This window comes from Amycolatopsis sp. NPDC023774 (assembly GCF_040639695.1).
Classification (GTDB): Bacteria; Actinomycetota; Actinomycetes; order Mycobacteriales; family Pseudonocardiaceae; genus Amycolatopsis.
Map to the genome: position 1 here is coordinate 1,047,710 of NZ_JBFAAJ010000001.1, position 21,776 is coordinate 1,069,485.

Sequence of the window (21,776 nt, forward strand, 5' to 3'; positions counted from 1 at the left end):
ATGACTCTGTCCATCGACGCCGAGCGCGAGTGGCTCGCCGAAAGCGTGCGCATCGCGACTCGCAACGTCACCGACGGGGGCGGCCCGTTCGGCGCGTTGGTCGCCAAGGACGGCGAGGTCATCGCGACCGGGGTCAACCGCGTCACGCCCTCGCTCGACCCGACCGCCCACGCCGAGGTGGTCGCGATCCGCGCGGCCTGCCAGGCGCTCGGCACGTTCAAGCTCGAGGGCTGCGTGCTCGTGTCCTCGTGCGAGCCGTGCCCGATGTGCCTGGCCTCGGCGTTGTGGGCGCGGGTGGACCGCGTGGTCTTCGCGGCCGACCGCCACGATGCGGCCAAGGCCGGGTTCGACGACCGCGCGTTCTACGAACTGTTCGAAAAGTCCCGCGAAACCTGGGAAGTACCCGTCTCCCGGCTGTCCCTCAAGGACGGTTTCGCCCCGTTCGACGCCTGGCTGGACCGGCCGGACCGCGTCGACTACTAGGCGCGCGGGGCCGGCGGTTCTCCCCGGTCCGGCCCCGATTCGTGCCTGACACCGGAAGCCCGTACCCGGGCACATCCCGGTGCTGACCGGAGCACCAAAAAAGCAACTTCGTCCGGCTCGCCCGCCCCGTCCGAATGCGGGACGTGGCCGAGCACACCCACCGGCAAGGGGAGGACGCATGACCCAGGTCCACATCGACGACGCTGTGACCCCGGCTCCAGGACCGGCCCGAAAGTCCATCACGGACAGGCTGTTCGACATCACGGCCCGCCGCACGACCGTGGGCCGCGAGGTACGCGGCGGTATCACCACGTTCGTCGCGATGGCCTACATCGTGCTGCTCAACCCGCTCATCCTCGGCGCCTCCGCCGACATCACCGGCGCGAAGCTCAGCGCCGCCCAGGTCACCACGGCCACCGCGCTGGCGGCCGCGGTGCTGACCATCCTCATGGGACTCGTCGGCAACGCGCCGCTCGCGCTGGCCGCGGGTCTCGGGATCAACGGCATCGTCGCGTTCCAGATGGCGCCGGCGATGACGTGGCCGCAGGCCTTCGGCCTCGTGGTGCTCGAAGGCGTGTGCATCGTGCTGATGGCCGTGAGCGGAATCCGGGAACGGATCATGAACGCGATCCCGGCGCCGTTGAAGATGGCCATCACGGTCGGCATCGGGCTCTACATCGCGCTCGTCGGCCTGGTCAGCGCCGGGTTCGTCACGCGGACGCCGGACTCGGCCGAGTCGACCGTGCCCGTTCGGCTCGGCTTCGACGGCCACCTCGACGGCTGGCCGATCACGGTCTTCTGCTTCGGCCTGTTGCTGATGACGGTGCTGATGTCGCGCAAGGTGCCGGGCGCGGTGCTGATCAGCATCGCGGTGTCCACTGTGCTCGCGGTGGTGTTGCACGACGGTCTCCACGTGGGCGACTGGGGACTGACCACCCCGACGCTGCCGAGCCACGTAGTGGCGGTACCCGATTTCGGGCTGCTGGGCCACATCGACCTGTTCGGCGGCTTCGCTTCGGCGGGTGCGTTGACCGCGACGATCTTCCTGTTCACCCTCGTGCTGTCCGGCTTCTTCGACGCGATGGGCACGATCACCAGCGTGTCGGCGGAAGCCGGGCTGTCGAAGGACGGCCGCGTGCCGCGCATGGGCCGGATCCTGTTCGTCGACGGCGCGGGCGCGATCGCCGGCGGGCTCTCGGGTTCCTCGCCCAACACCGTGTTCCTCGAATCGGCGGCCGGCGTGGGCGAAGGTGCGCGGACCGGGCTCGCGAGCGTGGTCACCGGCGCGCTGTTCGCCGCGACGCTGCTGTTCACGCCGATCGCGGGCATCGTCCCGGCGCAGGCCGCGGCGCCGGCGCTCGTGGTGATCGGCGGGATGATGGTGGCGCAGTGCCGCAACATCCCTTGGCAGGACCGCGATTACACGATCCCGGTGTTCCTCACGGTCGCGCTGATCCCGTTCACGTACTCGATCACCAACGGCGTGGGCGCGGGCCTGATCGCGTTCGTGCTCATCAAGACGTGCAAGGGAAAGTGGCGCGAGGCCGGCTGGATCCTGACGGTGCTGGCCCTGGTGTTCAGCGTCTACTTCGGAATCGACGTCGTCAAGGCAGTCCTGTAGTTGCCGTAGCTTCCAGGGAAAGGATCTGTTGTGACCCTGATGTTCCTCAACGGCGGCGCCATGCGCGGCGAACCGCTGCACCACCTGCTCGACGGCGCTCCTCTCGTCGCCTCGACGACCACGGCGCCGAAGTACCGTTTCTACTCCGTGGGCGGCCAGTGCCCGGCGCTGGTCCCGGTCGCCCACGGCGGCGGCGCGGTGGCGGGCGAGGTGTACGAGGTGTCCCTGGACGCGCTGCGGGACCGGGTACTGCCGGCGGAACCGCCCGAGCTGGAGCTGGGCGTGATCGAGCTGGCGGACGGGAGCTCGGCGTTCGCGATGCTGCTGCGCCGGCCGCAGACGTCGCACGTGCAGCTGCGCGACATCACCGAGATCGGTGACTGGCGTGCGTTCCGGTCTCGGTCGTGACGGTGCTGGTCGCGCCCGACAAGTTCAAGGGCTCGCTCACGGCCGGGCAGGTCGCTTCGGCGGTCGCCGCCGGCTTGCGTGAGGTCGCTCGCGACGAGCCGGTGGTCGAGCTCCCGGTGGCGGACGGCGGAGACGGCACGGTGGCCGCCGCCGTCGCCGCCGTCGCCGCCGGGTTCCGCCGGGTGCCGGTGCGCGTGTCCGGGCCGACGGGGCGGCGGATCACGGCGTTCTTCGCGCTGCGGGGCGAGGTGGCCGTCGTGGAGCTGGCTGAGGCTTCCGGTTTGCACCGGTTGCCGGGTGGGTTGCCGGCGCCGCTGACCGCGTCGAGTTACGGCACGGGGGAGCTGATCGCGGCGGCGCGGGCGGCCGGTGCTTCGCGGATCGTGCTGGGGGTCGGCGGGAGCGCCAGTACGGACGGTGGCGCCGGGATGCTGACGGCGCTGGGAGCGCGGGTGCTGGATCCTTCCGGCGCCGCGGTGCCTCTGGGCGGGATCGGGTTGGGCTCGGTGTCTGCCGTGGACCTGGCCGGTGTGTCTGCTGTGGACATTGAGCTGGCTTGCGACGTGGACAATCCACTGCTGGGTCCTTCGGGTGCGGCGGCGGTGTACGGGCCGCAGAAGGGCGCGAGCCCGGAGGATGTTGCCGTGCTGGAAGCCGGGCTGCGCCGTTGGGCTGCGGTGCTGGGTCCTTCGTCCGCCTCGGTCGCGGGCGCCGGCGCGGCGGGTGGGGTGGGCTTCGCGGCGCTGGCGGCGTTGGGTGCTCGGATGCGGCCGGGTATCTCCTTGCTGCTCGACCTGCTGGGCTTCTCCGCCGCGGTGCGCGACGCCCGCCTCGTCATCACCGGCGAGGGCTCCCTCGACACGCAGTCCCTGCACGGCAAGGCCCCCGTGGGCGTCCTGCGCGCGGCCATGGGCGCCGGCGTCCCGACGGTCGCCGTGGCCGGCCGCTGCCTGCTGTCCCCTGCGGAATGGCGGGCGGCCGGCTTCACCACCGTCCGCGCCCTCACTGACCTCGAACCGGACCCGGCGCGCTGCATGACGAACGCGGCGCCGTTGCTGCGCCGCCTCGCCGAACGCCTGGCCCGCGACCACGCCGCGGCGGTCTAGCTCAGCCGCCGGTTCGAAGCACCCCAATGCGGCATTGGTTGCGCTCAACGCACCCCATGCGGCGTTCGGCGCCAGCGCACCGAACGCCGCATTGGGGCGCTGGGGTACCGGCGCGGCTTAGCCGAGCAGGCGGCGCACGTGGGGTGACAGGGGCAGGCCCGCGGCGGTTTCCGGGGTGGCCCAGGTGAAGTCGTCGTGTTCGGCGGGGTTGAGGGTGACCGGGCCGGGGGTGGGTTCGGCCGCGTTGTAGACGCGGGCGTGGATCGTGAGCGGGCGGCCGGTGAGGTCGGGCCACGAGAGGCGGGCGCGTTCGCCGAGGAGGTGGACGCGCAGGCCCGTTTCCTCGGCCACCTCGCGGACCGCAGTGGTCTCCGGGGCTTCGCCGGGCTCGGCGGTGCCGCCGGGGAGCTCCCAGTGCTCGCCGAGGAACGTGCCGGGCGCGCGGCGCAGCAGGAGAACCGTGGCGCCGCGCGGCAGCCAGGCGTAGGCGAGGAGCTTGGTGGTCATGAGAAGCCGCCGTCGGAGGTGAGGAGCTGGCCGGTGACCCAGGCGCCGTCGGGGCCGCAGAGGAAGGACACCAGGTTGGCGCAGTCGCGCGGGGCGCCGAGGCGGCCCAGCGGCGTGCGGTCGCGGATGGTGGTGCTCAGGGGGCCGTCCATCCAGCCGGTGTCGGTCGGACCGGGGTTGATGGCGTTGGCGGTGATACCGCGGGGGCCGAGCTCCGAAGCCGCGGCGACGACGAGGCGGTCGAGCGCGCCTTTGCCGGCACCGTAGGGACGTTGCCGACCACAGCGTCGCTGGTCAGGGCGACGATGCGGCCGGCGCCGTGCGGGCCCGGGTAGCGCAGGGCGAACTCGCGCATGAGCAGCCAGTTCGCGCGCGTGTTCACCGCGAAGTGCCGGTCGAAGCTTTCGAGCGAGGTGTCGAGGAAGCCGGAGTCGACGGACTCGCAATGCGCCAGCACCAAAGCCGTCACGTCGCCCAGGGAAGAAGCCACGCGGTCGAACAACAAAGCCGGCGCCGCGGGATCGGCCAGATCCGCCTCGACCGAGAAATCCCCGACCTGGACCGGATCCGCGCCCCACGGCATGCGGGCGTCGTAGGCCTGCCAGTGCGTGCACGCGACGAGCCAGCCGTCGGCGGAGAGGCGTTCGGCGATGGCCGCCCCGATGCCCGCGCGCCGGCCGACACCGGTGACCAGGGCGACCGGGCGCTCACTCCTCAATGGCCCCGCCCACGGCACGCAGGTGCTCGCGGAAGGTCAGCGCTGGGTTGGTTTCGCGGGCGCCCAAGAACTCGGCGAACCGCACCTGCTCGCGCAGCGTCTTGCCGCCGCGGATGAGCTCGGCTTGGCGCCGCTCGGTGTCGCGAATGGACTCAGCGAGGCGGAACACGTCGTCGGCCTCGGCGGCGGGCACGAAGACCACGCCGTCGTCGTCGCCGAACACGAGGTCTTCCGTCGTCACCTCCCACTCGCCGACGCGCGCGGACTCGAGCGCGTTCGCGGCGCGGTCGGTGAGCGTGAGCGGTCCGGTCGGCATGGACCCGAGGCTGAACACGGGCAGCCCGATCGCGCGCAGGTCGGCGGTGTCGCGGTGCAGGCCCCAGATCACGATGCCGGACGCACCCGCCGTCGCGGCCTCGATCACCACGAGGTCGCCGACGCAGCTCTCGTCGAGGCGTCCGCCGTTGTCCACCACGAGCACGTCGCCCTCCTCGGCGCCCATGAGGGCCTCCAGGAAGACGTCCACGCTGCCCGCGTGCCGCGCCGGCAACACCCGCCCGGCCACGCGCCCGCCGACCGCGGCCCGCGTGCCCGCCGGCGCGCAGCGCACCTGCAGCCGCGCACGGATGCAGCCGTCCGTGAGGTGCGCGGTGGTGAGCGTTTCGAAGCGACGCCGCGGCTCGTCGTTCTTCATTTCCCTCAGGCCTTTCTCGAAGCGTGCTGGAAGACGTTACCGGACGGATCCCGTACCGGGGCGAGGAAATCGCCGTACGGTGTCTCACGCGGCCCCTCCACCGACGTGGCTCCCCAGGCCAGCGCGCGGGCGTGTCGCCGTGCCGCACCTCGGCCGGGCCGGGCGTGGGCGTGGTCCACCGGGTCCTCGACGATCATGCGCGGGACCACGGGGGGCAAACCGAGTGGCGGAGTCACCGCCCGAGCCAACCGCGTCCGCGACGCGGGCGCAACGAGTTTCAGAAGTCCGCGGCGTTGCCCGTGAACGGCTCCGCGCACGCCGTGGCCACCGTCTCGGAACCGAGCAGCCGCCGTAGCCGCGCCCCGGCCACGCCGGCCGGGAACGGGCCGCTCGCGGCGGGCGTGTGGTGGAAGATCTCCGAGAGCCACAGCGAGAACTCCTGGTACTGCCTCACTCAACCCCGCCCAGGCGACCACAGCGCGAGATCGCGCCGGACTCAACGGCGATCTCGCCGCCCCGGCGGGGCCGGGGCCAAAGACAGTTGTGCATGCCCCGCAGGCGCTTCTCCACGAGCGGCCCCTCGGCCACGGGGCTGTCCGGCACCGCGAGCCGGGTGCGCAGCTCGTGCCACACGTGCTCGTCGGACCAGTCCTCCTTCGTCTCGGTCAGAGACATCTGCAGGTAGTAGCGCGTGATCGTCGGCGTCCGCGCCAGGTGCGCCGCGCAGCCGCGCTCGTGGATGCCGAGCACCACGCGCTCGGCCGACGCGGCGCCTGCGCCGACAGCGCCGGCCATGCGAGGCCGCAGCCGTGCCGCGCGACGAGCGTGGTCTCCGGCGGCAAGGTCGAGCCGGGTGCGCAGCTTCGCGCCACCGGCGCTCGCCGGGCCAGTCCGCCTCCGGCTGCGGAAGATCTCAGAGTGCCGCAGCCAGAACTGCCACACTCGCCCAAGGCCGGCCCGCCAGCGAGATCGCGCGGGCTTCCGGATTGCGTGGTGCGATCGGCCCCCGGCCGATCCGACCGCTCAATCCGGAACCCGGCTCAACGGCGATCTCGCACGCCCCGAGCGGAGCCGGGGCCAAAGACACAGAATTCGAAGGAATCGTGCTGCTGCGCCGAGGCGAGCAGCCGGGCGGCCAAGCCGGGTTCGGCGGGGCCCGTACCGCCCATTCCTCGATGAACCCGGCACGGGGGCGTTTTCCGAAGAACTCCCGGCTGCGCTCCTCCGGCACCACCACGCCGATTCGGGCCTCACCCAGGAGGTTCTCCGCCGTGAGGCCCGCCGGGCGCGTCCCGACGACGACCACGGCCGTCCGCGTCTTTCGTCCGCCCGCCCTCCCCGGTGTGCCCGCATCAGAAACCCGCCATACGTGTCGAACAGGACTTGATGCAGTGCGGAACTTTGATCCTTATATCCGGTTTAATCGATTTTTGGTTGAAGTCCTGGTGAATTCCCGGGCGGTAGGTGGTCTCGACCCCCTGTTTCTTCACGTTCCGCACGCATAATTCCCTCCCGGTAGTCCGAACGAGTGGCAGGAGTGTGCGCGTGCCGGGGTCTGTACGTGCCCGTTGGGTAGTGGGGGCCGCGGGTGTCGTGGTCGTCGCCGCTGCCGTGGGAATCGCCTTCGCGGTCTGGCCCGACGGAGCGTCCGCGCAGGATCCGGAGATCCAGATCTCCCGCTCCGCCTGTGGTCAGGGCTGGACGGACCCCAAGGCTGGTCCGCAGATCTTCAACCTCCACAACACCGGAGCCGTCACGTCGGAGGTCGATCTGATCGACCCGAAGACCGGCGTGATCTACGGCGAAGTCGAGGGCCTCGGCACGGGGACGACCCGGCCGATGTCGGTGACACTCGGTAATGGACCGTACGCCTTCCGGTGCCTTCCTGAGGATTCCTCCGCGATCGTGGGCCCGACGACGACCGTCAGTGGCGGCGCCGAGCGCGGCCCGGGCGTCGCGGCGGTGACGCAGAACGACCTCTTGCAGCCGCTCAAGGTCTACGAGGCCAAAGTGACGCAGGGGCTCGACACGCTGGTCACCGACGTCGGCGCGCTCAAGGACGCCGTGCACCGCGGCGACCGCGGTGCGAGCGAGTCCACCTGGCTCACCGCGCACCTGACCTACGAGCGCCTCGGCGCCGCGTACGACGCGTTCGGCGACTCCGACGGCGCCATCAACGGCACGACCGACGGCCTGCCCGGCGGTACCGCCGACCCGGGCTTCACCGGCTTCCACCGCCTCGAGTACGGCCTCTGGCACAACGAGGACATGGGCTCGCTCGGCGGCGTCGTCGACAAGCTGGCCACCGACGCGCAGGCCCTGCGCACCGCCTTCCCCCAGAGCCAGGTCGACTCGAACGACCTCGGCCTGCGCGCCCACGAAATCGTGGAGAACGCCCTGCAGTTCGAGCTCACCGCCAAGACCGACTACGGCAGCGGCACCAACCTCGCCACCGTGCGGGCGAACCTCGACGGCGTGCAGACCGTGCTCGACGTCCTGCGCCCGGTGCTCGCCCCGCGCTACCCCGCACTGTCCGGTGTGGACAGCTGGATGAAGCGCACCGAAACCATTCTCGACGGCGCCCGCAAGCCCGAGGGTTCGTGGACGCCCGTGTCCGCGCTCACCACGCCGCAACGCCAGAAGATCAACGCCGACGTCAGCGAGCTCACCGAGCGGCTCGCCCCGATCGCGGCCATCGCCGAGCCCAGGAGGGTTTCGTGACCGCCAAGCCCGCCCAGCCGGGGGAGTCCTCCCGCCGGACGTTCCTGCGCCGCACCGTTGTCGGCGCCGGCCTGACCGCCGCCGCGGGCGTGGGGATCGGCTCGGTCGCCGCCAGCGCCGCCGACTCCGGTTCCGGTTCCGTCGCGTTCCACGGCGACCGTCAGGCCGCGATCATGCGCCGGCCGCCCGCACAGAGCGTGGTGGCCTCGTTCGACGTCGTCGCCGACAACAAAGCCGAGCTAGCGGACCTGTTCAAGGAGATCACCGACCGGGCGCGCTTCCTCACCGCCGGCGGGGCCCCCGCGGCGCTCGGCATCACCGCGCCGCCCGCCGACTCCGGCGTGCTGGGCCCGGTCGTGCCCGCGGGCAACCTCGGCGTGGTGCTCGGCGTCGGTTCGTCGCTGTTCGACGACCGCTACGGCCTCGCGGCGCTCAAGCCGAAGAAGCTCAAGCCGATGACGATGTTCCCCAACGACGCGCTCGACGCCGCCCAGTGCCACGGCGACCTGTCGCTCACGTTGTCGGCCGACAACACCGACACCGTGCTCCACGCGCTGCGCGACATCGCCCGCGCCACGCGCGGCGGGATGCAGCTGCGCTGGAAGATCAACGGCTTCGCCTCGCAGCCGCGGCCTTCGGGCACCCCGCGCAACCTCATGGGCTTCAAGGACGGCATCTCGAACCCGACCGAAGCCGAGTACGACAAGCTGGTCTGGCTCGGTGAGGGCGGTGGCGAGCCCGCGTGGGCCAAGGGCGGCACCTACCAGGTCGTGCGGCTGATCCGGATGCTCGTCGAGTTCTGGGATCGCGTGTCGCTGACCGAGCAGGAGAACATGTTCGGCCGCCGTCGCGACACCGGCGCGCCCCTGGACGGCGCCGACGAGCAGGACGTGCCGAAGTACGCCGACGACCCCGTCGGCACCGTCATCCCGCTCACGAGCCACATCCGCATGGCGAACCCCCGGAAGCCGGAGACGGATTCCAGCCGGATCCTGCGCCGCGCGGTCAATTACGACCGCGGCGTGGACACCAACGGCAACCTGGACATGGGCCTGATCTTCACCTGCTACCAGCAGGACCTCGAGCGTCAGTTCGAGGCGGTCCAGAAGCGGCTCATCGACGAACCGCTGGTCGATTACATCTCCCCGTTCGGTGGCGGTTACTTCCTGGCGCTGCCCGGGGTGACCGGTCCCGACGACCATTACGGCCGGGCTTTGCTGGCCTGACCGTTTTCCGTTATCGCAGTTCCCACTTCGAGGTCATCGAGATCAGGAGGATTCCCCAGTGGACAAAGGAATCGGCAGACGGCGTCGCCGTTCGCGGCGGCTGATCGGCGCCGGTGCGCTCGCTTCGGCGGCCGCGCTGGCGATCGTCACCGGCTCCGCGGCGACGTCGGCGGATGCGCAGACGCTGCACACCGTGCCCGCGTCGTGGACGCCGACGCTCACCCCGATCAAGCACGTCGTGGTGATCTTCGGCGAGAACATCTCGTTCGACCACTACTTCGGCACCTACCCCAACGCGACCAACCAGGACGGCACGCCGTTCAAGGCCGCGAAGAACACCCCGAAGGTCAACGGCCTCGACAAGAAGCTGCTGACGAAGAACCCCAACGCCTACGACCCGAAGCGCCTCGGCCCCGACAAGGCGCTCACCTGCGACCAGAACCACTCCTACGGTGCTGAGCAGGCCGCGTTCAACGGCGGCAAGATGGACAAGTTCGTCGAGAAGACCGAGACCGACAAGTGCACGGGCCAGCCGATCCTCTTCGGCGAACCGGGCCTGGTCATGGACTACTACGACGGCAACACCGTCACCGGCCTGTGGAACTACGCTCAGAACTACGCGATGAGCGACAACTCCTACAACACGACGTTCGGTCCGTCCACCCCCGGCGCGATCAACCTGATCTCGGGCCAAACGCACGGGACCCAGGCGGTCACCTCGGTCACGCACCAGCCGACGTCCGACTCGTACGTGGTGGTTTCGCCCGACGCCAAGGGTGTCGGCACGGTCATCAACGACCCGGACCCCGCGTGGGACGACTGCTCGGACAAGAACCACACGGCCACCGATAACCTCGCCGCGCAGCAGGGCAAGAACATCGGTGACCTGCTCAACCAGCGCCACGTGACCTGGGGCTGGTTTCAGGGTGGGTTCAAGCCGACCGGCACCCAGAACGGGTTCGCGGTCTGCGGTGCGCAGCACAACAACGTCGGTGGCGTCCCGGTGACGGACTACAGTCCGCACCACGAGCCGTTCCAGTACTACAAGTCGACGGCGAACCCGAAGCACCTGCCGCCGTCTTCGGTGCAGGCCATTGGTCAGACCGACCAGGCCAACCACCAGTACGACATGACCGACTTCGACGCTTCGCTGCAGGCCGGTTCGATGCCCGCCGTGAGCTTCCTCAAGGCCCCGGCCTACCAGGACGCCCACGCGGCCAACTCCGACCCGCTCGACGAGCAGCAGTTCGTGGTCAACGAGATCAACAAGATCCAGCAGTCGCCGGAGTGGCGCTCCACCGCGATCGTCCTCGCCTACGACGACTCGGACGGCTGGTACGACCACCAGAAGTCGACCATCATCAACGGGTCACAGGACGCCTCGCAGGACCAGTCGCTCTGCACGGGCACGAAGACCACTGTGGGCAGCTACGCGGACCGCTGTGGCTACGGCCCGCGCCTGCCGCTGCAGGTCATCTCGCCCTACAGCAAGGTGAACTTCGTGGACCACACCCGCACCGACCAGACCTCGGTTCTGCAGTTCATCGAGGACAACTGGTCCACCGGCCGCATCGGCGACTCGTCGTTCGACACCCGAGCCGGCGGTCTGTGGAACATGTTCGACTTCTGGCGGCCGCAGGCGGGCAAGCTCCCGCTGGACCCGAAGTCGGGCGCGGTCGTGAAGAACGGGCACCACTGAACACCGCGTAGGACCGAACACCAGTAGTACCCAGTTCCGAAGGCCACCGGGTTTCCGAACCCGGTGGCCTTCGGCCTTTCCGCGCCCGCCTGCTGTGGCGAACGCGACGGTGATTCCAGTGGCAAGTCAACTAACCAACTGGTTGGATAGTAGGCGGAGGTGGTCACCGTGACCGGACCGTTCGTCTTCATCGCCACCAACAGCGTGGTCCCCGGCAGGTTCGACGCCGAGCAGGGCCGCGCGCCCGGCTGGGCCCGGTTCGTCGACGACCACGAGCCGCGCCTGATCGCGTTCCACGAGTACGCGAGCGCCGACGGAACCGAGGTCGAGTTCGTGCAGATCCACCCGGACACCGACTCGTTCGAGCACCACATGCGCGTGCTCACCGAGCACGCCGACCCGGCGTTCCGCGCGAACCTCACGGCCACCACGAGCATCCGCGTCCACGGCACGCCCACGGATTCGATCCTGACGATGCTGCGCGACCTGGCCGGCGCGGGCGTGCCGATCACCGTCTTCCCGCACCACCTGGGCGGCTTCACGCGCGGCTGAGCGCATTTTCCGCGGCGATTTTCCGGCAGGGGCCAATAGTTCGGAAATGCCCCTTGCGCTCGGGCGGCCACACTGGTCCAATCCCCGCCATGGCCACGTGGACCCAAACGCCGCGACTGCGGCTGCGCCGGTTCACACCCGCCGACGCCGGCGCGCTCGCGGATCTCCACGGTGATCCCGCGGTGATGCGCTTCGTCGACGACGGCCGTCCGGTGTCCCGTGAAGTCGTCGAAGGCGCGACACTTCCGGGTTTCCTCGCGGAATACCGGGATCTGCCCGCGGGGTTCGGGTGTTTCGCCGCCGTGAATTCGGGGACGGACCAATTCGCCGGGTGGTTCTCGGTGCGGCCCGCGACGAGCCGTGGTCTCGAGGGCGGCGGTACCGAAGTCGGATACCGCCTGCGGCCTGCGGTGTGGGGGCGCGGGTTCGCGACGGAAGGGCTGCAAGCGGTGCTCCGCAAGGCATTCGCGGAACTCGGTGCCGAGCGGGTCGTCGCGACGACGATGACGGTCAACACCCGTTCCCGGCGGGTACTCGAGAAGGCGGGGCTGGAGCTCGTGCGCACCTTCTTCCTCGAGTGGCCGGAATACCTGGAAGGCGCGGAACACGGCGATGTCGAGTACGCGCTCTCCCGAGAGGAATGGGTGTCCAGCACCGCGCGGCATTAGTCGACACGATAGGGTTCCCCCAGGCACGTCCTGTAGAAGGTGAAGGAACGACGAACCATGGCGCAGAAGGTTCACGTCGAGATGGTGGACGACATCGACGGCAGCATTGCCGATCAGACCGTCCCCTTCAGCCTCGACGGTGTGAGTTACGAGATCGATCTGTCCGAAGACAACGCCGCCGCGCTTCGCGATGAGCTCGCGCGCTACGTCAGCGTGTCCCGCCGCGTCGGAGGCCGCAAGGTGCGCATGGCCGCCGGGCAGGCGCCGCGGGCGACGTCGTCCGCGGCCGATCGGGAGCGCAACCGCCTCATGCGGGAGTGGGCCGAGGCCAACGGCTTCAAGGTGTCCGACCGGGGCCGGCTCCCCGCGGAGATCGTGAAGGCCTACGAAGAGCGTGAAGAAGAAATCGACGAGGTCGAAGCGGCTCCCGTCAAGCCGGCCCGCAAGCGTGCGCCGCGCAAGAAGGCCAACGCCTGAGCCGAGCTTTCGCGAAATGGGGTCCGTCACCGCGGTGACGGACCCCATTCGGCTTTCGGGGATGCTTCGCCCACCACGGCGAAATCACCAGGCGGTGTAGCAGTGATGACACGTGATGACCGTGGTGATGACCACACGACGGCGGCGCCGCGCGCGGGGTAGGGTAGCCAAGCCTAATACCCTGTGAGTGAAGGTAACCGACTGTGGCCGAGAGAGCCCGCCCGAGAACACTCTCGCTGACGGCGGGGCTCGTGGTGCTCCTCGCCGCGCTCGTGCTCGCCGCCGCGCTGAGCATCGCCGTCGGATCGCGCGGGCTGTCGTTCGGCACGGTCCTCGACTCCTTGTTCCACTACAACGCCTCGAATCCCGATCACCTCGTGGTGCACGAGCTGCGCCTGCCGCGCACGCTCGTGGGCGTGCTCGCGGGCGTCGCACTGGGACTGTCCGGCGCCGTGATCCAAGGCGCCACGCGCAATCCGCTCGCCGACCCGGGCCTGCTGGGTGTGAACGCGGGTGCCGCGCTGTTCGTGGTGCTGGGCATCAGCACGCTCGGTATCGCCACCGTCACCGGATACGTCTGGTTCGGCTTCGCCGGCGCGGCCGCCGCCGCGGTGGTCGTCTACGGGATCAGCGCGCTCGGCCGAGTCGGTGCCACGCCGGTGAAACTGGCGCTCGCGGGCGCGGCGGTGACCGCGGCGCTGCAGTCCGTGACGAGCGGGCTGCTGCTCACCGACACGACCACGTTCGACCAGTTCCGCTTTTGGCAGGTGGGCTCGCTGACCGGGCGCGACACGTCGACGATCACGCAGGCCGTGCCGTTCATCGTGGTCGGCGTGGTGCTCGCGCTGGTGGCCGCGCGGATGCTCAACGCGCTGGCGCTGGGCGAGGACGTCGCCCGCGCACTGGGACAGAACGTGGCTGTGGCGCGGGCGGTCTGCGCGCTCGCGGTCGTCGTCCTCTGTGGATCGGCGACGGCGATCGCCGGTCCGATCGCCTTCGTCGGGCTGACCGTGCCGCATGTCGCCCGGCTGATCACCGGGCCCGACCACCGGTGGCTCCTGCCGTACTCCGCTTTGCTGGCGCCGTTGCTGCTGCTCGTGGCCGACGTCATCGGCCGCGTGATCGCGCGCCCGGCCGAAGTGCAGGTGGGCATCGTGACCGCCGTGATCGGCGCGCCGGTGTTCATCGTGCTGGTGCGGCGCCGGAAGCTGGTGAAGGTGTGAAGCCGCCCCTGCAGCTGCCCGACGCGCTGAAAGCGGTGTCGGCCGCTCGCCGCCAGGGCGCGGCGCGGGTGTGGCTCGTGTCGCTCGTGCTCTTCGTTCTGCTCGTCGGAGTTTTCGCGCTGTCGCTGGCTGTCGGCGACTTCAACGTCCCCGTGGGACAGCTGCCCGAAATCCTCTTCGGCGACGGCACGGGAGGCGGCGCCTACGTCGTCACGCAGCTGCGGCTGCCGCGCGCCGTGGCAGCCGTGCTCGTGGGTGTCGCGTTCGGACTCGGCGGCGCGCTTTTCCAGCGGCTACTGCGCAATCCGCTGGCGAGCCCCGACGTGATCGGCGTGACCCAGGGTGCCAGTGCCGCCGCGGTGATCTGCCTGGTCCTGTTCGGAGTGTCCGGTCCGGTGCTCTCGGCCGCCGCGTTCGTCGGCGCGCTGCTCACCGGCGTGATCATCTACGTGCTCTCGCGCCGCGGCGGCGTGAACGGCTACCGGCTCGTGCTCATCGGCGTCGGGGTCGGCGCGGTGCTCGCGAGCATCGTGTCGTACCTGATGACGTGGGCCGACGTGACGCTGGCGCAGCAGGCCCTGGTGTGGCTCACCGGCAACCTCAACGGCGCGAGCTGGGACAAGGTGGTGCCGCTCGCGATCGCCCTCGTGGTGCTCGGCCCGGCGGCGCTGCTGCTGAGCCGCGCGCTCACCGGGCTGCAGCTGGGTGACGACACCGCGGCCGGGCTCGGCCTGCGCGTGGAACGCATGCGGCTGCTGCTGCTCCTCGTCGCCACCGCGCTCGCCGCGTTCGCCACGGCGGCGGCCGGGCCGGTGAGCTTCGTGGCGTTCGTGGCGAACCCCGTGGCGACGCGGCTCGTGGGCGGCGCCCGCGTCGGCCTCGTCGCGCCCGCCCTCACCGGCGCGCTCGTGACGTTGCTCGGCGACTTCGTGGCGCAGCACCTGCTCGGCACGCAGCTGCCGGTGGGTGTGGTGACCGGGGCCGTCGGCGCGCCGTACCTGCTGTACCTCCTCGCCACGGCGAACCGGGCCGGCCGAGTCTGAGAGAGAAGGCGCGTGAAACCGACGACACCCACCCTGCACACCGAAGGTCTCGAGCTCGGCTACGGGCCCGTGACGGTGGTGAAGGACCTCTCGGTGCGCATCCCCGAGGGCAAGGTCACCATGATCGTCGGGACCAATGCGTGCGGTAAGTCGACGCTGCTGCGCGGCCTCGCGCGCCTGCTCGCGCCCTCGGCCGGTGCGGTGTTCCTCGACGGCAAGCGCATTTCCTCCTTGCGCAGCAAGGATGTCGCCCGGGTGCTCGGCCTGCTGCCGCAGTCGCCGACCGCGCCCGAGGGCATCACGGTCGCCGACCTCGTCGGCCGTGGCCGCTACCCGCACCAGGGCGTGTTCCGCCGCTGGAACGACGAGGACGACGACGCGGTGGCGCGCGCGATGCTGGCCACCGACACCGTGGAGCTCGCCGGCCGGCCCGTCGACGAGCTCTCGGGCGGGCAGCGCCAGCGCGTGTGGATCGCGATGGCGCTCGCGCAGCGCACGCCGTTGCTGCTGCTCGACGAGCCCACCACGTTCCTCGACATCAGCCACCAGGTCGAGGTGCTCGACCTGCTCGCCGATCTCAACCACAACGACGGCACCACCGTCGTGATCGTGCTGCACGACCTCAATCTCGCGGCCCGCTACGGCGATCACCTCATCGCCATGAAGAACGGGTCGATCGCCGCCGAGGGCGCCCCCGGCGACATCCTCACCGCCGAGCTCGTCGAGGACGTGTTCGGCATGCCCTGCCGGATCATCGCCGATCCTGTGTCCGGCACCCCCATGGTCGTCCCGATCGGTCGCCACCGCGCCGCTGCCCCCACCACCCAGCCCTAGGAAGGAACACTCCACGATGGCCAGATGGACCAAGGTCGTCGGCGTCCTCGCCGCCGCGACGCTTCTGGGCGCGTGCAGCCAGCCCGCCAACACGACCACCTCGGGCGTGGGGGACAAGGACGTCGCCACCGGCGGCCGCCTGTTCTCCACGGCCGACACCGAGACAGCCAAGCTGAAGGCCGACGTCGGCCCCGGCGTGTTCCCGCGCACGGTCACCCACGCGCTGGGCCAGACGAAGATCGAGAAGGCGCCAATCCGCGTGGTCGTGCTCGACAGCGGTGAGCTCGACGACGTGCTGGCGCTGGGCGTCACGCCCGTCGGCATGGCCACCACGGCCGGCCAGACCGGTGTGCCGAGCTACCTCGCCGACCGCGCCAAGGGCATCCCGACGATCGGCAGCACCGACAACCTCAACCTCGAGAAGATCGCTTCGCTGCAGCCGGACCTGATCCTCGGCAGCAAGCTGCGCGCCAACGACCTGTACCCGCAGCTGTCGAAGATCGCGCCGACGGTGTTCAGCATCCGCCCGGGCTTCCCGTGGAAGGAGAACCTGCTGCTCGTGGGGGCGGCGCTCGGCCAGGAGAACAAGGCCGTGGCGGCGCTCAACGCGTACCAGAAGAAGGCCGACGAGGTGAAGGCCGGGATCAAGGGCAACCCCAAGATCTCGTTGCTGCGGTTCCACTCCACGGGCATCCGGATCTACGGCGACCTGTCGTTCATCGGCGTGATCTTCTCCGACGTCGGCCTGCAGCGGCCGGACAACCAGCACATCAACGAGCTGGCCAAGCAGATCTCGCGCGAGCGCATCGACGAGGCGAACGGCGACTGGATCTTCTACTCCAGCTATGGCGCAGGCCCGAACGCCGACGAGAAGGCCGTGACGAGCAGTGGGCTGTGGGCGGGCCTGAGCGCCGTGAAGTCGCAGCACGCCATCCGCGTCTCCGACGAGGTGTGGTTCCTCGGCCTCGGCCCGATCGGCGCCGACCACGTGCTCGACGACCTGAAGAAGTACCTCGGCTGACCTTCTTCGCACACTGACACCGCGCAGGCCTCCCCGGGCGATCCGGGGAGGCCTGCGCGCTTGTGGCGTCAGGCGCCGCGGTGGATCGCCTTGAACTGCTGGTAGCTGCCCGGGTCCAGCTCGCGGCCCATGCCGCTGGCTTTCACCCCCGCCGAAGGGCGCGGCGAGGCCGGGCAGGTAGGTGTTGACGCCGATCGCGCCCGTCTCGACGCGCCGGGCCACGACCATCCGCGGTCTGGGTCGGTGGTCCAGACGGTGCCGCCGAGCCCGACGCCGGAGTCGTTGGCGATGGTCACGGCGTCGGCCTCGTCGGCGTAGGGGATCACGGACAGCACGGGCCGAAAATCTCCTCGCGCGAGATCGTGGCCGAATTGTCCCACGTCGGCGAAGATCGTCGGCTCGACGAACCAGCCGACGTCGCGGCCGTTCGGCCGGCCGCCGCCGGTGGTCACCCGTTCGCCTCGGCCTTGCCCTTCGCGATGTAGCCCTCCACCCGGGCGCGGTGCGCGGAGCGGCGAAAGCGTCCACGAGCGAGTGGCTCCACGCATCGGCCCGCGAGCTTCGCCTCATCGGCATCGCCCAGGTCGTTCTGTGCGCGGTCGACCCCGCACACGCCGACGAACGCAAGTCTGGCGCGCTGCGACAACTGTTGTGTAGAGCTTCGGTCCACCCTGTGGTTCGCGCCGCAACGGGGCGGCGCCGAATGCACATGTCGCCGCGTTCGCTGCACCGGCTGTTCGAGTACTCCGGCGAGACGTTCGGCGGCACCGTTGGCAAGCTGCGGCTCGAGGCGGTGCGCCGGGACCTCACCGACCCGCTGCCGGCGGGCGCGGCATCGCGGCCGTCGCGGCGCGCTGGGGGACCACGGATCAGCCGTGGCTTTCGCAGGTGTTCCGGGCGGAGTACGGGTGACGCCTTCGGGGCTGCGGCGGCGGATGACCGGGTCTTAGAGGCCCAGCCGCGCGTCGAGGTCGATCTTCCCGCCCACCGCGTCGAGGATCGCGCGCAGCGCCGTCTTCTCCTGCAGTGGCCGACCGTGCTGGTCGGCGTGCGCCCGCATGAGGTTGCCGACGTGGCGCTCGGGGTTGCTCCAGTTCGGCCAGCGGCGGCGCGCGATCGTGGCCAGCTCGGCGAAGTCGGGGGTTTCCGGGGTGGTCGCGTCGAGCAGCCAGTTGAGGTAGGTGCGCAGCACGGCGACCGGGAAGCTGCCCGGGTGGCTGAGCGCGCCGTGGCCGGGCACGAAGGTGCGGACGGTCGGGAAAGTCTTGTCCAGCCAGTAAAGCGCATCGAGCCAGCCGGGGATCGAGCCGTGCAGCGCCATCGGCGTGGAGCCGACGGAGAGCAGGTCGCCCGTGAACAGCGTGCCGGTCTTCGGTTCGAACACCACCAGGTCGCCGTCGGTGTGCGCGACGCCGGGGAACGGCACGACCTCCACGACCACCCCGCCGAGGTCGACCTCGCGCGGCGTGGTGACGGCGTGCACGGCCTCGGGTTTCGGCGCTTCGAGCGTGCCCCAGTTCTTGCAGTCGAACGTGTCCTCGTACCGCTGCGGCCCCGCCCGCACGGCGGACACGGCCGACTCGGCGGCGAGGATGCGCCCGCCGTTGCGCATCGCCACGCCGGCGCCGTTGTGGTGTGCGCCGTGGGCGTGGGTGAGTACCAGCGTGAGCGGCATTTCGACGGTCGAGTACTTGCGGACGTCGTTGACCAGGTCCAGCGTGTCCCGCTCGGTGCCGCACGTGTCGACCAGCATCACGCCGGATCGGCCGCGGATCCAGCCGCAGTTGGACACGAGCCAGTCGGTCGGGCTGCGGACGTAGGCGACCACGCTCGGGTCGGAGTACCTGAGCGGCACGATGTTTCGCCTGATGGCGGGCATGGGGTCCCCCTCGTGGGCTGCGCCGCCGTGATCCCGGACCACTGCATGGTAGTGGATCACTGCTCTGCAAATGGTATAGACCAGGCGGCCGTATGTCAGCAGGCTGTGAGCCCATCGTGTGCTACGTCGCACAGTCCGGACAGTTACCTCCCTACGCCGACGGGCAGACCATACCTCCGGTTCGAAGTTCCCTCAGGCTGGCGGCTGTTGGTGAGGGTGACGTTACTTATCGTGATACTTCCTCCGGGGGTTCATGGGCGCGGTTCAGAACTTTGATACTGCTTCCGGCGCTTGACCCGCCTTTGTCCGGTTCGCGCGTTGACTCCTCGGTGGCCGGCCGCCTACGGACCGTTCAACCTGACGACCCGCCTTCATATCCGTGAATGACGAGGGTGTGGGCCGACGTGGCCGGTGCCGAGTGCGACCGTCGACTTCCTCGACGCGCGCACCGGTCGCGTCACCGACACCGTGACGCGAACCCTGGGGCTCCGAGAACCCGCGGTGGACCCCGACGAAGAGTTCTTCCTCAACGGAACGCACGTCGCCCTCCACGGCATCAACGCGCACCAGGACCGCCTCGACGAGGGCTGGGCCGTGGCCGACCGGCAACGTGACCGGGACTTCGACCTCATGGACGAGATGGGCGTCACCGACGCAGCAGATGTCGGAGCTCATCCGCCAGAACGACCACCACCCGTCCAGCGCGTTCTGGGGCATCGGCAACGAGCAGGCCAAGAACGACGACGTCACCGACGCACGGCATCCTGCAGGCCCTCGCCGACCAGGTGAAGGCCGAGGCCCGGCGCGGCTTTCCGTGTCCGCCAACCACAAGGGAGGCCAGGCCGCCGTGTCCGGCCACGCGGACCTCGCGGCGTACAACAAGTACTACGGCTGGTACGACCTGTCCGCGCTCGGGCCCCGGCCCGTGGACCGACCAGCTGCACGCGGCCGACCCCGCGCGCAAGATCGCGATCAGCGAGTACGGCGCCGGCGACAGCATCCACGACCACGTGGAGCACTCCACGGTGAAGCCGCCGGTGATCCCGTCGCGCGTGAACCCCGAGGGGTACGAGACCTTCGTGCACCGGAACTCGTGGAAACAGATCGAGACGCGGCCCTGCTTGTGGGGCACGTTCGGGTGGAACATGTTCGACTTCGCCTCCGACGGTCGCGCCGAAGGCGACATCCTCGGCCGCAACGACAAGGGCTTGGTCACCTATGACCGCCGGGTCCGCAAGGACGCGTTCTACTGGTACAAGGCCCACTGGACGACCACGCCGTTCGGCTACCTCACCAGCCGCCGCTGGACCGACCGCACGACCGCGGCCACCACGGTGAAGGCGTGCGGCAACGGGGTGGACACGGTTGCGCTCACCCCGAACGGAACCCCGGTCGGCGCGCCCGCCGCCTCACCCGACCACACCTACCCCTGGCCGGTCACCCTCCAGTCCGGCGAGAACGTCGTGACGGTCACCGGTGTCCGCAATGGACACTCCCACACGGACACCGGCACCTGGACGCCGGCGCCGTGACGCCGGGACCTGTCGCGGCGACAGGCAGTACACCGCCGCCATCGCGATGGCGCACGACCGGGCCGTGGTCGAGTGGTGGGACAGTGCGGAGCAGGAGCGGCTGGTCACTGTCGTGGTGGCCGGATCGGCCGCGGGTCGTGGAGGACTACGAGGTCGACGTGGGCGACTTCGAGGCGGCGGTGGACTGCGCCGCGCACGTGGTCCGCGACGCGAACGGTACCCCCGGTCCTCGTCGAGACCGAGACGGTCGCCCAGGCCGAAGAGGGTGCCTCGCGGCTGGAGGCCGGCGGCCTGGGCGAGCCGGGGAAGACTTACGTCGTCCGGTTTCCGACGGGAGCGAGAGTGGACCGGTCCGGCGTCGTGGTCGAGGGTCGGAAGTCCGTGCGGTAGCGGCTGGGCGCGACACCGACGTGGCGGGTGAAGTGCTGCCGGAACGACACCGGTGAGCCGAACCCGCAACAGCCGGCGATCTCGGCGACCGGCAGGTCGGAACTCTCCAGCAGCTGCTGTGCCCGGGCGATGCGCTGGTCCAGCAGCCAGCGCACGGGCGTGGTGCCCGTCTCGGCCACGAACCGGCGCGCGAACATGCGCTCGGACATCGACGCCCAGCCCGCCAGCTCGGCGACCGTCAACGGCCGCCGCAGCTCCCGCAACGCGCGTTCCCGCACGGCGGCCAGTGGTTCCTCGTCGCGGGGCGGCGTGGGAACCGTGATGAACTGCGCCTGCCCGCCCGAGCGGAACGGCGCCGTGACCATGGTCCGTGCGATCGCCGCCGCGACGTCCGCGCCCTGGGTGAGCCGCACGAGGTGCAGGCAGAGGTCGATCCCGGCGGCGACGCCCGCCGACGTCCACACCCCCTCGCCGCCCGCGTACAGCACGCCGGGGTCGACCTGGGCGGAGGGATGCCGCCGTGCGAGCTCGGTCGTGAAGCGCCAGTGCGTGGCGGCCGGTCGCCCGTCCAGCAACCCGGCCGCACCCAGCACGAACGCGCCCAGGCACAACCCCGTCACCTGCGCGCCCGCACGATGGGCCGCCCGCAACGCGGCGAGCAGCTCGGGCGCGGGCTTCGCGTCGAGGTTCGCCAGGCCCGGCACCACGACGACGTCCGCCGTGCGCAGCCAGGCCAACGTCCGCTCCGGAGTGACGGTGGCGCCTCCCGTCAGCCGCACGGGGTCCTTCGTGGCCGCGCACTTGCGCAACTCGGCCCCCGGCCCGCTGCGCGCGCCCCACACCTCGTCGACCACGGCCGTGTCGAACAACCGGGCCCCGTCGAACAGCACCAACGCGATCTTCCGCACCCCTGGAGGGTAGCTGGCAGGATCTCATCGATGACCGGCTTCACTGCCACTCACCGATCGCCTGCC

At 70.4% G+C, this 21,776-nt stretch carries 23 protein-coding genes and 1 pseudogene; 16 read left to right on the forward strand and 8 right to left on the reverse strand.

What is annotated here, in order from left to right; all coding sequences use genetic code 11:
• From AB0F91_RS05315 to AB0F91_RS05330, 4 genes are all read left to right on the forward strand, one after another.
• The gene (locus tag AB0F91_RS05315; RefSeq protein WP_360594906.1) at window positions 1–483 is read left to right on the forward strand and encodes a nucleoside deaminase; all 483 of its coding nucleotides are present in this window, start codon (window positions 1–3) and stop codon (window positions 481–483) included.
• 178 nt (window positions 484–661) lie between these two features.
• Window positions 662–2,104, forward strand: a complete 1,443-nt coding sequence (locus AB0F91_RS05320) for an NCS2 family permease (protein ID WP_360594907.1) — start codon at window positions 662–664, stop codon at window positions 2,102–2,104.
• A 30-nt stretch (window positions 2,105–2,134) separates the two neighbouring features.
• Entirely contained in the window at window positions 2,135–2,512 is a 378-nt protein-coding gene (locus AB0F91_RS05325) for a gamma-glutamylcyclotransferase (protein ID WP_285973005.1), read from the forward strand.
• Entirely contained in the window at window positions 2,509–3,618 is a 1,110-nt protein-coding gene (locus tag AB0F91_RS05330; protein ID WP_360594909.1) for a glycerate kinase, read from the forward strand. The genes AB0F91_RS05325 and AB0F91_RS05330 overlap by 4 nt, the downstream gene beginning before the upstream one ends.
• Before the next feature lie 117 nt (window positions 3,619–3,735).
• On the opposite strand, the gene AB0F91_RS05335 is transcribed toward AB0F91_RS05330, so the two are convergent.
• The 5 genes and pseudogenes from AB0F91_RS05335 to AB0F91_RS05355 all read right to left on the reverse strand — a co-directional run bounded on the left by AB0F91_RS05335 (window position 3,736) and on the right by AB0F91_RS05355 (window position 6,332).
• The gene (locus tag AB0F91_RS05335; protein ID WP_360594911.1) at window positions 3,736–4,125 is read right to left on the reverse strand and encodes an NUDIX hydrolase; all 390 of its coding nucleotides are present in this window, start codon (window positions 4,123–4,125) and stop codon (window positions 3,736–3,738) included.
• Window positions 4,122–4,861 (reverse strand): annotated as a pseudogene (locus AB0F91_RS05340) (SDR family oxidoreductase). Before AB0F91_RS05340 ends, AB0F91_RS05335 begins: the two are co-directional and overlap by 4 nt.
• The gene (locus AB0F91_RS05345) at window positions 4,833–5,537 is read right to left on the reverse strand and encodes an RraA family protein (RefSeq protein ID WP_360594913.1); all 705 of its coding nucleotides are present in this window, start codon (window positions 5,535–5,537) and stop codon (window positions 4,833–4,835) included. The pseudogene AB0F91_RS05340 and the gene AB0F91_RS05345 overlap by 29 nt, the downstream one beginning before the upstream one ends.
• Before the next feature lie 277 nt (window positions 5,538–5,814).
• A complete protein-coding gene (locus AB0F91_RS05350) occupies window positions 5,815–5,991 on the reverse strand; it encodes a hypothetical protein (RefSeq protein WP_360594915.1) in 177 nt (58 codons plus the stop codon).
• Window positions 5,988–6,332, reverse strand: coding sequence for a hypothetical protein (locus AB0F91_RS05355; RefSeq protein ID WP_360594917.1), 345 nt, complete (start codon window positions 6,330–6,332; stop codon window positions 5,988–5,990). Before AB0F91_RS05355 ends, AB0F91_RS05350 begins: the two co-directional genes overlap by 4 nt.
• A gap of 780 nt (window positions 6,333–7,112) precedes the next feature.
• Here AB0F91_RS05355 and AB0F91_RS05360 point away from each other — a divergent pair.
• From AB0F91_RS05360 to AB0F91_RS05405, 10 genes are all read left to right on the forward strand, one after another.
• Entirely contained in the window at window positions 7,113–8,258 is a 1,146-nt protein-coding gene (locus tag AB0F91_RS05360) for an EfeM/EfeO family lipoprotein (protein WP_360594918.1), read from the forward strand.
• Window positions 8,255–9,484 carry a Dyp-type peroxidase gene (locus tag AB0F91_RS05365; protein WP_360594920.1) on the forward strand — a complete coding sequence of 410 codons (1,230 nt, stop codon included), beginning with the start codon at window positions 8,255–8,257 and terminating at the stop codon, window positions 9,482–9,484. Before AB0F91_RS05360 ends, AB0F91_RS05365 begins: the two co-directional genes overlap by 4 nt.
• 58 nt (window positions 9,485–9,542) lie before the next feature.
• Entirely contained in the window at window positions 9,543–11,183 is a 1,641-nt protein-coding gene (locus tag AB0F91_RS05370; RefSeq protein WP_360594922.1) for an alkaline phosphatase family protein, read from the forward strand.
• Window positions 11,184–11,351: 168 nt separating this feature from the next.
• Window positions 11,352–11,735 (forward strand): hypothetical protein, encoded by a 384-nt coding sequence (locus tag AB0F91_RS05375; protein WP_360594924.1) that lies wholly within the window; start codon window positions 11,352–11,354, stop codon window positions 11,733–11,735.
• Between the two features lie 89 nt (window positions 11,736–11,824).
• A complete protein-coding gene (locus AB0F91_RS05380; protein WP_360594926.1) occupies window positions 11,825–12,403 on the forward strand; it encodes a GNAT family N-acetyltransferase in 579 nt (192 codons plus the stop codon).
• 57 nt (window positions 12,404–12,460) lie between these two features.
• A complete protein-coding gene (locus AB0F91_RS05385; protein ID WP_360594928.1) occupies window positions 12,461–12,880 on the forward strand; it encodes an Lsr2 family protein in 420 nt (139 codons plus the stop codon).
• Window positions 12,881–13,083: 203 nt separating this feature from the next.
• Window positions 13,084–14,103, forward strand: coding sequence for an iron chelate uptake ABC transporter family permease subunit (locus AB0F91_RS05390; protein WP_360594930.1), 1,020 nt, complete (start codon window positions 13,084–13,086; stop codon window positions 14,101–14,103).
• Window positions 14,100–15,146 (forward strand): iron chelate uptake ABC transporter family permease subunit, encoded by a 1,047-nt coding sequence (locus AB0F91_RS05395; protein WP_360594932.1) that lies wholly within the window; start codon window positions 14,100–14,102, stop codon window positions 15,144–15,146. Before AB0F91_RS05390 ends, AB0F91_RS05395 begins: the two co-directional genes overlap by 4 nt.
• 33 nt (window positions 15,147–15,179) lie before the next feature.
• On the forward strand, window positions 15,180–15,980 hold the full coding sequence (locus tag AB0F91_RS05400) for an ABC transporter ATP-binding protein (protein ID WP_360595172.1): 801 nt from the start codon (window positions 15,180–15,182) through the stop codon (window positions 15,978–15,980).
• 16 nt (window positions 15,981–15,996) lie between these two features.
• A complete protein-coding gene (locus tag AB0F91_RS05405; RefSeq protein ID WP_360594934.1) occupies window positions 15,997–17,001 on the forward strand; it encodes an iron-siderophore ABC transporter substrate-binding protein in 1,005 nt (334 codons plus the stop codon).
• Window positions 17,002–17,069: 68 nt separating this feature from the next.
• On the opposite strand, the gene AB0F91_RS05410 is transcribed toward AB0F91_RS05405, so the two are convergent.
• Both AB0F91_RS05410 and AB0F91_RS05415 read right to left on the reverse strand, forming a co-directional pair.
• A complete protein-coding gene (locus tag AB0F91_RS05410; RefSeq protein ID WP_360594936.1) occupies window positions 17,070–17,453 on the reverse strand; it encodes an aldehyde dehydrogenase family protein in 384 nt (127 codons plus the stop codon).
• Window positions 17,454–17,947: 494 nt separating this feature from the next.
• On the reverse strand, window positions 17,948–18,880 hold the full coding sequence (locus AB0F91_RS05415; RefSeq protein ID WP_360594938.1) for an MBL fold metallo-hydrolase: 933 nt from the start codon (window positions 18,878–18,880) through the stop codon (window positions 17,948–17,950).
• Window positions 18,881–19,291: 411 nt separating this feature from the next.
• On the opposite strand from AB0F91_RS05415, the gene AB0F91_RS05420 reads away from it, so the two are divergent.
• Both AB0F91_RS05420 and AB0F91_RS05425 read left to right on the forward strand, forming a co-directional pair.
• Window positions 19,292–19,669, forward strand: coding sequence for a glycoside hydrolase family 2 TIM barrel-domain containing protein (locus tag AB0F91_RS05420; protein ID WP_360594939.1), 378 nt, complete (start codon window positions 19,292–19,294; stop codon window positions 19,667–19,669).
• A gap of 221 nt (window positions 19,670–19,890) precedes the next feature.
• Entirely contained in the window at window positions 19,891–20,412 is a 522-nt protein-coding gene (locus AB0F91_RS05425) for a hypothetical protein (protein ID WP_360594941.1), read from the forward strand.
• Between the two features lie 311 nt (window positions 20,413–20,723).
• Here AB0F91_RS05425 and AB0F91_RS05430 read toward each other — a convergent pair whose 3' ends face one another.
• A complete protein-coding gene (locus AB0F91_RS05430; protein WP_360594942.1) occupies window positions 20,724–21,710 on the reverse strand; it encodes a helix-turn-helix domain-containing protein in 987 nt (328 codons plus the stop codon).
• Between the last annotated feature and the right edge of the window lie 66 nt (window positions 21,711–21,776).

Excerpts from the sequence above, each read along its gene's own strand:
- AB0F91_RS05315 (WP_360594906.1), top strand. The coding sequence starts at position 1 with ATGACTCTGTCCATCGACGCCGAGCGCGAGTGGCTCGCCGAAAGCGTG.
- AB0F91_RS05320 (WP_360594907.1), top strand. The coding sequence starts at position 662 with ATGACCCAGGTCCACATCGACGACGCTGTGACCCCGGCTCCAGGACCG.
- AB0F91_RS05335 (WP_360594911.1), bottom strand. The coding sequence starts at position 4,125 with ATGACCACCAAGCTCCTCGCCTACGCCTGGCTGCCGCGCGGCGCCACG.
- AB0F91_RS05345 (WP_360594913.1), bottom strand. The coding sequence starts at position 5,537 with ATGAAGAACGACGAGCCGCGGCGTCGCTTCGAAACGCTCACCACCGCG.
- AB0F91_RS05355 (WP_360594917.1), bottom strand. The coding sequence starts at position 6,332 with ATGGCCGGCGCTGTCGGCGCAGGCGCCGCGTCGGCCGAGCGCGTGGTG.
- AB0F91_RS05380 (WP_360594926.1), top strand. The coding sequence starts at position 11,825 with ATGGCCACGTGGACCCAAACGCCGCGACTGCGGCTGCGCCGGTTCACA.
- AB0F91_RS05385 (WP_360594928.1), top strand. The coding sequence starts at position 12,461 with ATGGCGCAGAAGGTTCACGTCGAGATGGTGGACGACATCGACGGCAGC.
- AB0F91_RS05405 (WP_360594934.1), top strand. The coding sequence starts at position 15,997 with ATGGCCAGATGGACCAAGGTCGTCGGCGTCCTCGCCGCCGCGACGCTT.
- AB0F91_RS05415 (WP_360594938.1), bottom strand. The coding sequence starts at position 18,880 with ATGCCCGCCATCAGGCGAAACATCGTGCCGCTCAGGTACTCCGACCCG.